Origin of the sequence: Wujia chipingensis, assembly GCF_014337155.1 — a bacterium.
Lineage (GTDB): Bacteria > Bacillota > Clostridia > Lachnospirales > Lachnospiraceae > Coprococcus_C > Coprococcus_C hominis.
In genome coordinates this window covers 2,303,378-2,316,887 of record NZ_CP060632.1, presented here as the reverse complement: position 1 = coordinate 2,316,887, position 13,510 = coordinate 2,303,378, and the positions used below count along the sequence as shown (strand labels likewise).

Genomic DNA, 13,510 nt, shown 5'->3' with positions numbered 1-13,510 from the left:
TAATACCGTGGTTCGTGGGATTCGTTGGGTGTTTGGTAGTAGTGTTTGTAATACTTTGATTTTCAACGATTATAAAATATGAATCCGACATGATGATGAAATTGTAAGGAAAGCTGAAAGATAATGGGGAAATACAAAAGTAAAGTATTAAAGAGAACATGTAAGAGGTGTATGATTGCGGTGATTATAACGGCTATCCCCGGAATCATTGCCGGACTTTTTAACAGATGGATTTTTTTAGCTTCGCTCTTTGCAATTATTCCTATCATCTATTTGGTCAATCGATTTTTCGTGATTATAAAATGGAATCTGGTCGAGGGGATCATCGAAGATGTAACGTTAGTTAATGATTTTAACCAGCCCTATACCGAAGCTCATATTATATTTAAGACAAAAGATAATATGGAACATGAGTGCCGCTTCATAATCGGGCATTATGGAGATTACGAAGAAGGAATAGAACCAGCGTTAGAGAATATGCTTCAAAGTGACAAAAAGTTGTTTATGAAGAAGAAAGTCCCGGTTTTTTATTCTCCAAAAGATGTTAACAGATGTATAGTGTATTTAGAAGATTCACAATGAATATAAAATGCTATCAAGCGTTTTTAAAACTAAGAAATTGGTATTTGTTAGGAAAGGAACTTTATTTATGACAGCTGAAACAGAGGCAATAAAAGTACAAATTCTTTCAACAGGAAACGCTGAAATATTGCTTGAGGAAAACGATTTTCTGATTGTAAAATGGATAAAACCGGAAATAAAATATAGTATGGCAGCATATCAATACGGGAAAACAGGAATGGCTAACAACTATCCATGGGAATGTAGTTTGACGGAGGAACAAATCGCATTTTTTCTGGAACATATCAATGCAGCTGTCGAGTATTTTAAATCAAAACATCATTATTTCCATCTTGAGGTTAAAGAAGTCTCCTACGAGAATATTGTTTCTATTGATGAGCATGGAATAAAATTTAGTGATTTGCATTGGTTGACATACAAAGAATGTACTATAAATTTCAATCGGAAATATCCCAACAGTAGAGGAAACTGTATCGGAGAAAGAAATATCACTGCCGAACCGCCATATATCGAATTGTATAGCACATACGCACATACTAAAATATTGTTTAATAAAAAAGGACTATTTCGGAAAAATAAAAACATGATAGATTTTCATAATTTGCAAAGACATATCAACGAGTTTGGCTATACAACTCTTGATTTAAGTTAAGAACAATTTTATCATTTATCTAACTGATAATTTCCGAGTTTGCTGGATAGTTGATTAGAAAGAAAAATTGGAATATACGGAGGTGGACTATGAGATTAGATGGATTTGGATTATTTGTTGAAGATATGGCGAAAATGATTCGCTTTTATAGAGATGTTCTTGGCTTTGAGATTAAAGAAAGCGAAGACACATCAAATGTTTATCTTGTTAAGGATGGAACATTGTTTTTGCTATATGGAAGAAAAGATTTTGAAAACATGACACACAGAAGGTATGAGTATATAAAAGGTCTAAATGGTCATAGCGAAATTGCACTCTATGTTGATACTTTTGAGGAAGTTGATATGGCATACAACAATGCTATAAAAAATGGTGCAACGTCTGTATTAGAACCAGAGCTTGAACCGTGGGGACAAAGAACTTGTTATATCGCCGATCCAGAAGGTAATTTGATTGAGATTGGTTCTTGGAATAAGGTATACGAGCAAAAAGATTTATAATTTTATCCAAAACTTAATAAAAAATGGTGCCAAGGTTGAAATGACATATGAGTATGAAGTCAGTGGTTATGGACTCAAGACAGAGCAATTGGATATGAAATCGTTAGCCCGGGTAATAAGGTTTAACAAAGAACTTTGGGATGAAGTCGAAAATAATCCGGATTAATTGTATACACGGATAAAGCGGAAGTTTATGGTATGCACATCTGATAGCGGTATGAAATTATATGAGATAGAAGAATATTCGGATCATGAATATATTACCGGATATCATGCATGGAATGTAACTTATTTTATTGACGTCATTTATGGTGCTGATATGCATTATTATATTAGCATGAAAAGGGGCTTTATTATGACACCTGAAACTGAGATAGTAAAAAAGCAAATACTTTCAACAGAAAATGCGGAAATATTGCTTGAGGAAAATGAGGCAAAAAGGTACTGAAACCACGACTTTATGAGAGAGGAGAAGGAAAGATGACGAATCAGGAATTGTTTGAGAGTATTCAGATGGGACATAAAGAAAAGAAGGTTTTGTCCTTATCAAAGAAACTGGTAAAAAAATGTTCGTTTAATAGAGGATCGGATGTTGAAAATCTTTGCCACTTAGCCTATTGGTTATATGTTTATGGGTGTGAGGACGAGGCTCTTAAGTTATGTGAAATTACTCATGAAGTGGAGTTCCCGGGGAAGGGAGTATGGAATGTCTGGGATAGAATACTACTCATGTGGGGACTGGAAGTTCAAATTTACAAGAATAGAAATATGACAGAGAAGGCAGACGAACTCATCAGGCAGATGGATAATCTGTGGCGATTTCCTCCGACTTTACCGCCGGCAGATTCTGAATTGGAAGCGGAGCGAAGAAATCGATTCACAGTAGAGTTTTGTTCTTATAAGGAAAATATTGAAGGAGAAGATTCGGTGACATCTGCGAATGAATGGAGACTGATTGGATTGATGAATTTGGTAGGGTACGGAGCTACCGGTTTATTCCCGAATCTTGTAAAGGAAAAAGAAACGGTTGATTGTTTGATTGAAGAGTATATGTTGAATCTGAAAAAAGTAAAGTAGTGCCAGAGCTGCAAAAATGACAATCTCTTCAAATAATTTGTTGAATGGAGAAGAACATGAAGCGAATCGGATATGCAATAGCAACTGTGATTTTGTTGCTGACCGAGGTGTTGATTGCGTTATATGTACATGATGCATTTGTAAGACCATATATTGGTGATGTGCTGGTTGTGATTGTGATATATACGTTTATAAGAATATTTGTACCGGAGCGATGCAAATTGTTGCCGCTGTATGTATTTATTTTTGCAGCACTGGTAGAATTTTCACAGATGTTCCATATTGTGGAAGTATTAGGCTGGCAGGATAACCGATTCTTAAGTGTTTTGGTCGGTTCTGTATTTGATTGGAAAGATATCCTGTGCTATGTCGCCGGGTGTATATTGCTTGGAGTGTATGAGGTGTTGGTACGAAATACTGCAAGAAGGAGATAAAAATCGAAATTCTTAAAAGCGATCAGATTCCGTTTTACAGTGCCTCTGTCACGGATTTAGCTTCTCAGGCGGTTGCCTTTAGTAGTGGATATATGCTGTTGTGGACGGATTCTTTTGGTGTTCGGTAGTATAGGATGTAACGATACCAAATCACGATTTACTAAATCGGGATTTAAGCAAGAGATGATTTGCAATAATGGAGGTTACTTATGAGTCTATTTGATGTATTGAGTAAGGGTTTTTGTTCAAAAAAAAGGGAATCAAATGAAATATTATCACAAGAAGAGTATAAAGATAAGTTTTTACATGGTGATGAATATATTAAAAGAGAACTTTATGACGAATACATATCTCGAAGGTTGTCAGAAGAATTCGGGTTGAAATATAATGAAAAGATAAAAAAATGGCACTCTGAATGGAGTGCTAATCGGCGTTTTGTGGTCGAATTATGTTATCCAAGAGGAAATCACATATACTTGCGCTGGGGATATAATTATGATTTTATCCCTGATATCAATAGTAAAAATAAGTTGACATGGCATCGGACAGAAAGTTCTGTAAAAATACACATTGCTGATGCTTGGTATAATCACATAGAGGATGAAAGAGAACAAGACTGTGGATATACAAAGGAAGAATTTTATAATCCAAGGAAATGCACAAGTTTTCAATATCAAATACCTACCTACACGTCCGATATAGAATTTGCATTGGAATATATAAAAAATGTGATAGATAAAAATATCCCACTGATAAGAGAGTGGATAAATAATGTACAAACAGTTGATGATGCCATTACTGTTCTTAATCAGAGGATAGTAACTTTACCCCATATATATGTTCCGTATATGTGTCATATCAGAGCGTTTTTATATGCAAAGAATAACGATATAGATAATGCAATCGAATCTATTAAACAAGGTTATGAAAATAGCGAGATACCACAAGTTATAATTGATAAATTGGTTCAGATTGCTAATGGGTAAGAAAGAGACAAATTCTAGTTTGTCAAATTGAAAAATTAGAATTATGAAAGGAGAGCTTGCTTATGGGACAGATAGCAAATCAAATGGCATTAGAATTATTTTTTAGGATTAAAGAGCGAATAAAAGAAAAAAAGAAGCAAAAACAAGACAATAAAAACAATGGTTCAAAGAAATAGACAACTTCCAGTTTTTAAAACTAAGAAATCGGTATTTGTTAGGAAAAAATACGATTTCTTATGTCTATGCTATTACAAGAGAAGAGTGGAAAAAAATGAAAGAAAACTGAGTTAATTTCAGCACTAATATCAATGCACAAACTGCATTTTTGATAAAAAGTGCATTGATAAACTGAACTATAAGGGGTTATATCCAGTATGAGCTTTGCTCTTGGTTATACCGTTGGTTCTAAGAGCAAAAATAAACACCAAAAGACCGCCATGTTTGGTAAACTTTGGCGGTCTTTTGGTCAAACATATATCCGGTTTTGTGGTGCGGAAGAATATGCCATAATTATTTTGAATTGTGATACAATGAAAATATAGTCAGATGGAATGTAAACGTCAAACCATGCGCTTACGAAATGTCTGCTGCTTTTTTGCTCTATAAGAAAATGCCATTACCAGAAAATGAATTATTTAAAAAAAATGGGAATAGAATAAGGACAGAAGCAGCTGACTGTGCTAAAATATGCATGAAATGTATTACCAAAATATAAAGAAATTTCAAAAAATGGGAATGGGAGATAGTGATATGCAGTTTATTGTAAGGCAAAAGTATCTAGATGAATTGATTGAATTATATGGGACGCCAGATATAAAAGTAATCACGGGCATCAGACGAAGCGGCAAGTCTGTTTTGCTGCAGGAATTTATCACTTATCTGCAGTCGTTAGAGGAAAAGAGCAATATTGTAATGATAAACCTTCAGGAATTAGAGTTTGATCATTTGCTGGAATATCATGCATTGCATAAGTATATCTTGGGACAATATAAAGAGGGAATGAATAACGTATTATTGATTGATGAGGTTCAGATGTGCCCTCAGTTCGAACTTGCAATCAATAGTATTTATACAAAAGGAATCTATGATATTTATGTTACCGGTTCAAATGCATTTTTGTTAAGTTCAGATTTGGCAACACTTTTTACTGGAAGAACGATGGAAATAAAGGTATATCCTTTTTCTTTTGTGGAATATCTGACTTATTATGGAATTACGGATGGGTATGATGATGCATTTGATCAGTATGTCCGAACCGGTGGTATGCCGGGAGCTTATGTATATAAGACAGAGGATAGACAGTATGATTATATCAGAGATGTGTATGGGACTATTCTTATAAGAGATTTGGTTGAGAAATATAGAATAAGAAATACATCAGAGTTTGCCAGTATATCTGAATTTATGATGGATAATATTGGCAACCTGCTTTCTCCCAATAATATCTGCAAGACATTAAATAATGACCAAAGAGAGATTACCAGAAAGACAGTATCAAAATACATTGGTTATTTAGAGAACGCATTTCTATTTTATGAGGCAAAACGGTATGACCTAAAGGGAAAAAAATATCTCGAAAACAATAGTAAGTTTTATCTTTGCGATCCAGCATTTCGATATGCAGTCAATGGTACACGAAATATGGACTTTGGAAGGGTTTATGAGAATATTGTTTATCTGGAGTTACGAAGGAGAGGTTATGAGGTATATGTTGGTAAACTTTATAAAAAAGAAGTGGACTTTGTAGCAAAGAAACGAGACACACTGATATACATTCAGGTAAGTGACAATATTTCAGATGAAACAACATTTGAGAGGGAATATTCGCCATTGCTTGCAATACGAGATGCATATCCTAAGATGGTAATTGCAAGGACACATCATGAAACTTATGATTATCAGGGTGTGCAGGTGGTCGATATTTGCAGATGGCTGCGATGCAGATAGATGAATTCCGGGTTATAGGTCTGTTAGAGTATTGATAAAAGAGATTATTCATGATACAATATCCGAAAAATCGGAAATAGAAAAGCAGAGGAAAGGGTATTGCACCATGAAGATATATGAGAAAATATTTGCAAGACTTGAAGAATTACATATGAGCCAGACGGAACTGTCCAGAAGAACCGGTATTGCGACCAGTACGATCAGTGACTGGCGAAAGAAACAGATTAATCCACAGGCGGATAAACTGGTGTCTATATGTAAGGCGCTAGATATGACGCTTGTGGAATTACTTTGTGACGAAGAATGATCAGTTACCTTGCACTTCTTGATGTCTGCAAGCAAATCAACGATAGTGCCCGGTCGAAGAAACAGCAGCGGAATGTTTCTGTTATTCAGGATATTGATGGGAACAATATTGGGGATGATCTGCCAAGTGAGTATAGCGGATCAAAATATACACATAGTATCAAAGGAACAAATGCGAAAGCGAAAGCAAATGCTGTACAAGGAATTCCTGAAATGATAGAAATAACAGTAGGAAAACATTTTCGGGAAAATAAGGAGAGCAAGCATTGGAGAAATGCAATGTATGGCTGGTATCGTTATGATTCAAGATTTGCAATTCCGGTATATAGAGATGATGAAGAGGTGGAGAGGTATAACATTTTTCATGCTTCGCTGATTGTAAGATATTCAGAGGATGGGAAACTGTATTTGTATGACGTAATAGACATAAAAAAAGAAACGAGCAACCCGATTGAGCCGTAAGGCTGTACACGACAAAAAACCCATTCCTTTTTATGAATAGATGATACAATATAGTAGAAGAAATGTCAATCCGAATATTCGAAAATTAAAACGTTAAGATGGTATTTGTATATAATAAAAGTAGGGCTATGATTACTTGCTGTAATGACGGTACAAGACCTGTTATTTTTAAGATTGAGAGAATAGAAATTGATAAGTGATAAATCGCAATTGATGGAGGTAGTGTGAATTATGAAAAAGATTGTATGTGCAATGCTATGTATTCTGCTTGTATTTAGTTTGAGTGCTTGTGGCGGAAATGTTAATGAAGTAAATACGCATAATGTAGAATCTGAAATATATTCTGAAGAGGACATTGCAACTGCTATTGACACCATAAAAAAAGAGTTTAAGAGCAACTGGAATGGATGTACTCTTACAGAAATTTATTATGCAGGGGATGACAGTTCTAAAGACCATCAAGATTGGGCAGATAGGAACAATGCAGATGAAGTCATTGTTTTGCTATCTTCGTTCGATGTTGATTCATCTGGAGGAGATGGTTCTCTGAATCCAAATAGTACATACAATGATTGGAAGTGGATTTTAGTTAGAACAAATGGCGGACAATGGCAACATGTTGATCATGGATATTAAAATGAATTCCGGGAATTCCACTTCGCCCATAACAAGCCCATCAAACAATCCTTCAAAGAGATCAAGCTCTAAGGTAAGCCCCTGATTAAGCGGAATCTTATAGCGCGTTTTCGCAATCACATTGCCGTCTGCCTTGGCACAGAGTGTCCGGTAAGCATCTTCATCAATCGGAAGTTCAAATTCCTGTCTGGCTAACATACCACTGCTTTTGACAGTCAGGACATATTGGCAATCGGAGACTGCAGATGCTGCGTCGTATAAGGTTTTCTTGCGTACCCGGATCACCGGATTGGTCGTCACATATGCCTGCTCAATGCCGTAATGTGGGTATGTGTCAAGCTGATCTGGCAGTTTATGAAATAAAAATTTACGTTCGATTTCCATATTTTGTTCCTCCGTGTCTGGAATATCTGTCAAGCGTTTTTGAAAAAGTCCTTGACGGCATAGTTTAAGTCTATGTTTGCAGATGGATTTCTCCTGCGAAAGCCAAAGGAGGACGAAATATGGCAAACAGAGAGTACAAAAGTGATGTGCACCGTGTATAATATCAATCCGGGGAATAATGAGGATTTGAAGAAGCGGAGCCAGACATTGCGGGAGTATATGATATTTGTTGGATATGTAAATGAGAATCTCGCAAAGGCAAAAAAGGGCGAGAAGGATTATGAGGTTGCAATCAGAGATGCGGTGAACCGCTGTATTGCAGAAGAATAAAACACTTGAACAGATTGCGGATGAACTCGAAGAATCTGTCAAAGATATCCGGCCAATTTACGATATCGTGAAGAAACATGCTCCAGAATATGATGTGGATGTAATTACCACAGAAGTACTGGAAACACGGGAAAATAAAAAAGAATAAAACTTTAAAAAGAGGTGAAGCGGATATGAAATTTATTCGAGGTATCTACTCAGTACAGTTGATGTAAACTGTTGGCAGATTGTGCTGAGGTGAAAATAAACTTGCTAGCAGTCGTTAACTGTACTGTCCAAATGATTGAAATATAATATTAAAGGAGTACAGTTATGCGCTATATAAAAGAAATTCTAAAAAATAACAAATTATGGGTATTGGCTTACATTGGACTAGGTATATTTAATGCATTTATGGCTAATTACAAAACGGACTATTTTCAGAAGGTTATTGACGGATTGGCGGCCGGAACACTTACATTTGCAGGAGTTATAACCTACGGTCTTATTTTGCTGGTAAATTATTGGATGAATTATCTGGATAATTATCCGGAAAAGAAATTGGAGTATGGTATTTATCTGGATTTTAAGCTTTTATCGCTTAGAAAAATAAGTACAATCGATTATACGGAATATCAGAAAATAGGTACTGGAAAACTTGTTCAAAGGATTGAGAATGGTTCATCCGCAGGCAGAAATGTAGTATTCAATTTCTGGTTGCGTTTGATTCGTGATTTACTTCCTACTATTGTTTTTAGTGTATATTTTATTTGGAAGATTGATAAAAAAATTACTTACATATTGTTTGTAGGCTATATACTTATTTTTATAATAACCAATATTCTGCTAAAGTTTCTATACAAAATAAAAGAAAAGATTTTGAACAGTGAGGAGCTATTCAATCATTTTCTGGTCAGGGGCTTTATGGAAATGCTGGTGTTCCGTATGAGCAAACAGTTTCCGAGTGAAATAAAGAAAACCCATAGTGCAAAAGAGGATATTGTATCATCAAAAGTAAAAATGAATATGATTCATGAAGCTTTTTTTACAATATTTGCGCTACTTGTGGCAATGTTAGATATTGGTATTTTATTTTATGCATGGAAAACAAAAAATCTTACAGTGGGTTCTATAGTTGCACTCATTGCGCTGATTGAAAATGCTTACACGCCGATAGCTATTTTTAATGTACTTTATGTTCAATATAAATTGGACAAGGCATCCTATAAGAGATTTGAAGAATTTTTAGATTTAAAAGAGGATAATCAATTAAGAAATGGTGACGCAATTCATACGGACATTGGGGAAATATCGATAAAAAACTTATCGTTTCAATATGAAGAACGGAAAATTATTGATGATTTGAGCCTGTTCATAAAACGGGGACAAAAAATAGCTTTTGTAGGTGAAAGTGGCTCTGGGAAATCCACGGTGATTAAGATATTACTGGGATTATTAAAATACAATCAGGGAGAAATCTACTTAGGTGATATGGAGTTAAGTGGAATTTGCCTTAATAATTTGTATGACAGAGTCAGCTACATATCGCAGGATGTTCCTGTTTTTGATGGAACAATAAAGGAAAATCTGGTATTTGAGAAGAATGTGTCAGAAGAACAAATGCTGGACGCATTGAAGGAAGTGCAATTATCTCATTTGGTTGAGAATCTTGCGGAAGGTTTAGATACTGAAATTGGAGAGAAAGGTACTTGCTTATCAGGAGGAGAAAAACAAAGACTTGCATTCGCACGCTTGTGGTTTGAAAACCCTGAACTTGTCGTTTTGGATGAAGCAACATCTGCAATGGATAATTTAACTGAAGAAAATGTAATGAAATCGGTTATGCTAAAAATGAAAGATAAAACGGTCATTGCGATTGCGCATAGATTGAATTCCATTGCCGGTTTTGACAGAATTATTCTCTTTAGAGAAGGGAAGATTGTTGGACAAGGGACTTTTGAAGAACTATTACATACGGATTCTTATTTTAAGGAATTGTATAATGCGAATGTGCAATAATTGAACTTTTTACAGAACAAATAACATCCCCGGAGACATGGTTAACCACCAAAAATCTCCGGGGATGTTTCGTTTGAAAACAACGCTAATTATGCAGAAAGTGACTGTATAAACTGTGCGATTTCTTCTTTGCGCATCGCGCTCATCGTACTGTTGTGGAAATGCGTATCATACGTCACTTCTTTTTTCACTGCAAAAGAATCCGGTAAGGTGTAGTTCTTGGCTGTTTCTTCATCCGGGAATTCCACTTCGCCCATAACAAGCCCATCAAACAATCCTTCGAAGATATCAAGCTCTAAGGTAAGCCCCCGATTAAGCGGAATCTTATAGCGCGTTTTCGCAATCACATTGCCGTCTGCCTTGGCGCAGAGTGTCCGGTAAGCAGCTTCGTCAATCGGAAGCTCAAATTCCTGTCGGGCTAACATACCACTGCTTTTGACAGTCAGGACGTATTGGTAATCGGAGACTGCAGATGCTGCGTCGTATAAGGTTTTCTTGCGTACCCGGATAACCGGATTGGTCGTCACATATGCCTGCTCAATGCCGTAATGTGGATATGTGTTTAGCTGATCTGGCAGTTTATGAAATAAAAATTTACGTTCGATTTCCATATTTTGTTCCTCCGTGTCTGGAATATCTTGAAGATTTTCCCAAACTATTATATACTACATGTAATTATGGGATGGAATTGTAACATTTGCTGGATACAAATTCGTAAAACCATAACCAATCAATAATTCCTTGTAAATTATAATGTATTTTATAATAGAAGGAAAGTGGAATTTTAGAATATGAATATACATGTTTGCGGGTCGGAAATCAACCGGTTTCATGATGCGCAGGGCAAGGAGGATGCATATGAGTAAAGTAAATGTATATCTTGCAGATGGTTTTGAAGAGGTCGAAGGGCTGACCGTCGTAGATCTGCTGCGGCGCGCAGGCATCGAGACAGATATGGTATCCATTATGGGACGGAAGGAAATTACCGGTGCACGGAAGATTCCCGTGCTGGCAGATAAGCTCTTTGAAGAGCAGGACGATCCGGATGTGATCGTGCTTCCGGGCGGTATGCCGGGAACCCTGCACTTAAAGGCGCATGAAGGTCTGGCAGATCTGATCCGACAAGCAGACAAGGAAGGAAAATTGCTTGCAGCAATCTGTGCAGCACCAACCATCTATGGAGAGATGGGACTTCTCGAAGGAAAGAATGCAACCTGCTATCCGGGCATGGAGGACAAGCTGCTTGGTGCAAACTGGCAGGAGCAGCCGGTCGTTGTCGACGGAAACTTCGTGACAAGCCGGGGCGTTGGGACAGCGATTGCATTTGCACTCACATTGGTTACAATCCTGAAGGATGAAGAAACAGCGAAGTCTTTGGCGAATAGTATAGTTTATAAATGGTAATTCCAATCGGGAGGACGTTATGTACAGATTAACGATAAAGGATATATTGGAAGCAACAGGCGGCGTATTGCTGTGTGGCGATGAAAATACAGAGATCAAAGATGTCTGCATCAATTCCAAGGAGATCAAGCCGGGCGATTTGTTTGTCCCGATCATCGGGGAGCGGGTCGATGCGCATCGTTTTATCGAGAGCGCACTTCACACAGGTGCGGCAACCCTGACATCACAGCATACCGATATTGTTGTATCGGAGAAGCCGTTTGTCTACGTGAGTGATACAGAAAAGGCATTGCAGGATATCGGCGCTTATGTGCGCAGGAAGTTTAAGAAGCCGGTTATCGGTGTGACCGGAAGTGTTGGAAAGACGACAACGAGACAGATGATTGCAACCGTACTTTCGGGATGCTTAAATGTCTATCAGACCGAGGGCAATCTGAATTCCCAGATCGGTGTGCCGCTGACCCTTCGACGGATTGACGAGAACGCAGAGGCAGCCGTGCTTGAAATGGGTATCAGCGAACCGGGACAGATGGAGATTCTGTCTGACATGGTGAAGCCGGATATCTGTGTCGTGACGATGATCGGTGTTGCGCATATCGAATTTATGAAGACGCGTGAGAATATCCGCAAAGAGAAGTTGTCGATTATCAATCATATGAGCCCGGATGGTGTGCTGTTCCTAAATGGCGATGATGCACTGCTTGCAGAAGTGAAAGGTGATACTGGCGTCCGTACATTTACATACGGCACTGGTGCGGACTGCGATTACCGGGCAGAGAATCTGCATATGGAAGATTACCAGTATGTATATGATTTCGTGCATGGAGACACGCGTGTGCATGTGCGGCTCAACGCACTTGGCAAGCACAATGTCGGAAATTCACTGGTCGGTCTTGCGATTGCGGATTATATGGGATTGGATCTGGAGAGGGCAGCAGCCGGACTTTCCGAGTTCAAGGGGCTTCGTCAGAAGCTGATCCGTGTTCCGGGTAAATATACGATTATCGATGATACTTATAATGCAAGTCCGGATTCCATGAAGGCAAGTCTGGATGTGCTGGAGGACCTGGAAACAACCGGTAAGAAAATCGCGGTGCTTGGCGATATGTTCGAGCTTGGTGAAAATGCAGAGCAGTATCATTATGAAGTCGGAAAATACGTGGCGACGAAGAAAATCGATGAGCTGGTCGTAGTCGGGGATCTGGCACAGCATATCATGCAGGGCGTACAGGACAGTAATTCTGATATCAACTGTTACAGCTTCAAGGACAACGGCGAGGTTGCTTTGTATCTGCTTTCTGTGATGCAGCCGGAAGATATCGTGCTGATCAAAGGCTCGAATGGTATGCATCTGGATGAAGTTGTAAATAATATGCTTGGATAATAAGATACATGAATTGTGACAGTGGCATGGCGATGAAATAATTTGTGTATCCGATGAGGTTCTATGGATGCATAGGACCTCATTTTTAATGTGGTAAGCAATGGAAATGCTTGTACATATGTTGATGTGTGAAATCATGGGACTATATATAGATAAGAGCGTGCGTATTGTGCGGCTACACTTGCACGAGCCAGTGGAATGTGAAAACACATATGAAATAATCCGGCGGCATGATAGGATGTAATTGTGAAAAATCTGTAAATTATGAAAATACAGGTTGACAGTCAGAATATGGTGTGCTATATTAACAATAACAAAAATGATAATCATTACTGATTTAAAAAATGTGGATCAATCAGTTCTTGCAAGTATCATTTTGTATAATTGCAGATATTATAGCAAAGTATATCATGTGTATAAACATGTGG

19 protein-coding genes are annotated in these 13,510 nt (G+C 37.5%); 17 read left to right on the top strand and 2 right to left on the bottom strand.

Features of this window, described 5'->3' with window-relative positions; genetic code table 11:
- Positions 1-171 precede the first annotated feature (171 nt).
- From H9Q76_RS10770 to H9Q76_RS10715, 12 genes are all read left to right on the top strand, one after another.
- Positions 172-582: a hypothetical protein gene (locus H9Q76_RS10770; RefSeq protein ID WP_249321083.1), complete on the top strand. Its 411-nt coding sequence runs from the start codon at positions 172-174 to the stop codon at positions 580-582.
- Positions 583-649: 67 nt separating this feature from the next.
- Positions 650-1,234: a hypothetical protein gene (locus H9Q76_RS10765; protein WP_249321081.1), complete on the top strand. Its 585-nt coding sequence runs from the start codon at positions 650-652 to the stop codon at positions 1,232-1,234.
- An 89-nt stretch (positions 1,235-1,323) separates the two neighbouring features.
- Positions 1,324-1,734, top strand: coding sequence for a VOC family protein (locus H9Q76_RS10760; RefSeq protein WP_008400135.1), 411 nt, complete (start codon positions 1,324-1,326; stop codon positions 1,732-1,734).
- Between the two features lie 217 nt (positions 1,735-1,951).
- Entirely contained in the window at positions 1,952-2,182 is a 231-nt protein-coding gene (locus H9Q76_RS10755) for a hypothetical protein (protein ID WP_008400132.1), read from the top strand.
- Between the two features lie 32 nt (positions 2,183-2,214).
- Positions 2,215-2,811 carry a DUF6707 family protein gene (locus H9Q76_RS10750; RefSeq protein WP_008400130.1) on the top strand — a complete coding sequence of 199 codons (597 nt, stop codon included), beginning with the start codon at positions 2,215-2,217 and terminating at the stop codon, positions 2,809-2,811.
- Positions 2,812-2,867: 56 nt separating this feature from the next.
- Positions 2,868-3,245, top strand: coding sequence for a ribosomal maturation YjgA family protein (locus H9Q76_RS10745; protein ID WP_330594641.1), 378 nt, complete (start codon positions 2,868-2,870; stop codon positions 3,243-3,245).
- Positions 3,246-3,454: 209 nt separating this feature from the next.
- Positions 3,455-4,231, top strand: a complete 777-nt coding sequence (locus tag H9Q76_RS10740; RefSeq protein ID WP_008400128.1) for a hypothetical protein — start codon at positions 3,455-3,457, stop codon at positions 4,229-4,231.
- Between the two features lie 750 nt (positions 4,232-4,981).
- Positions 4,982-6,178 (top strand): ATP-binding protein, encoded by a 1,197-nt coding sequence (locus H9Q76_RS10735; protein ID WP_117781531.1) that lies wholly within the window; start codon positions 4,982-4,984, stop codon positions 6,176-6,178.
- Positions 6,179-6,284: 106 nt separating this feature from the next.
- The gene (locus tag H9Q76_RS10730) at positions 6,285-6,485 is read left to right on the top strand and encodes a helix-turn-helix domain-containing protein (protein ID WP_227572970.1); all 201 of its coding nucleotides are present in this window, start codon (positions 6,285-6,287) and stop codon (positions 6,483-6,485) included.
- A complete protein-coding gene (locus tag H9Q76_RS10725) occupies positions 6,482-6,946 on the top strand; it encodes a hypothetical protein (RefSeq protein ID WP_249321079.1) in 465 nt (154 codons plus the stop codon). The genes H9Q76_RS10730 and H9Q76_RS10725 overlap by 4 nt, the downstream gene beginning before the upstream one ends.
- 98 nt (positions 6,947-7,044) lie before the next feature.
- Positions 7,045-7,146: a TIGR04076 family protein gene (locus H9Q76_RS13910; RefSeq protein WP_117781532.1), complete on the top strand. Its 102-nt coding sequence runs from the start codon at positions 7,045-7,047 to the stop codon at positions 7,144-7,146.
- A gap of 31 nt (positions 7,147-7,177) precedes the next feature.
- Positions 7,178-7,582 (top strand): LptM family lipoprotein, encoded by a 405-nt coding sequence (locus tag H9Q76_RS10715; protein ID WP_117781533.1) that lies wholly within the window; start codon positions 7,178-7,180, stop codon positions 7,580-7,582.
- Here H9Q76_RS10715 and H9Q76_RS10710 read toward each other — a convergent pair.
- On the bottom strand, positions 7,532-7,966 hold the full coding sequence (locus H9Q76_RS10710; protein ID WP_117781534.1) for a CYTH domain-containing protein: 435 nt from the start codon (positions 7,964-7,966) through the stop codon (positions 7,532-7,534). The two genes, H9Q76_RS10715 and H9Q76_RS10710, sit on opposite strands and share 51 nt — an antisense overlap.
- A 153-nt stretch (positions 7,967-8,119) precedes the next feature.
- On the opposite strand from H9Q76_RS10710, the gene H9Q76_RS10705 reads away from it, so the two are divergent.
- The 3 genes from H9Q76_RS10705 to H9Q76_RS10695 all read left to right on the top strand — a co-directional run bounded on the left by H9Q76_RS10705 (position 8,120) and on the right by H9Q76_RS10695 (position 10,294).
- Entirely contained in the window at positions 8,120-8,296 is a 177-nt protein-coding gene (locus H9Q76_RS10705) for a hypothetical protein (protein ID WP_181985515.1), read from the top strand.
- Positions 8,283-8,444: a hypothetical protein gene (locus tag H9Q76_RS10700; protein ID WP_182428834.1), complete on the top strand. Its 162-nt coding sequence runs from the start codon at positions 8,283-8,285 to the stop codon at positions 8,442-8,444. Before H9Q76_RS10705 ends, H9Q76_RS10700 begins: the two co-directional genes overlap by 14 nt.
- 164 nt (positions 8,445-8,608) lie before the next feature.
- Positions 8,609-10,294, top strand: a complete 1,686-nt coding sequence (locus tag H9Q76_RS10695) for an ABC transporter ATP-binding protein (RefSeq protein ID WP_249321077.1) — start codon at positions 8,609-8,611, stop codon at positions 10,292-10,294.
- 89 nt (positions 10,295-10,383) lie between these two features.
- Here the strand turns inward: H9Q76_RS10695 and H9Q76_RS10690 are convergent, their stop codons facing one another.
- The gene (locus H9Q76_RS10690) at positions 10,384-10,905 is read right to left on the bottom strand and encodes a CYTH domain-containing protein (protein WP_249321076.1); all 522 of its coding nucleotides are present in this window, start codon (positions 10,903-10,905) and stop codon (positions 10,384-10,386) included.
- A 247-nt stretch (positions 10,906-11,152) separates the two neighbouring features.
- On the opposite strand from H9Q76_RS10690, the gene H9Q76_RS10685 reads away from it, so the two are divergent.
- Positions 11,153-11,698, top strand: a complete 546-nt coding sequence (locus H9Q76_RS10685) for a DJ-1 family glyoxalase III (RefSeq protein ID WP_249321075.1) — start codon at positions 11,153-11,155, stop codon at positions 11,696-11,698.
- A 19-nt stretch (positions 11,699-11,717) separates the two neighbouring features.
- Entirely contained in the window at positions 11,718-13,082 is a 1,365-nt protein-coding gene (locus H9Q76_RS10680; protein WP_249321074.1) for a UDP-N-acetylmuramoyl-tripeptide--D-alanyl-D-alanine ligase, read from the top strand.
- Positions 13,083-13,510 lie beyond the last annotated feature (428 nt).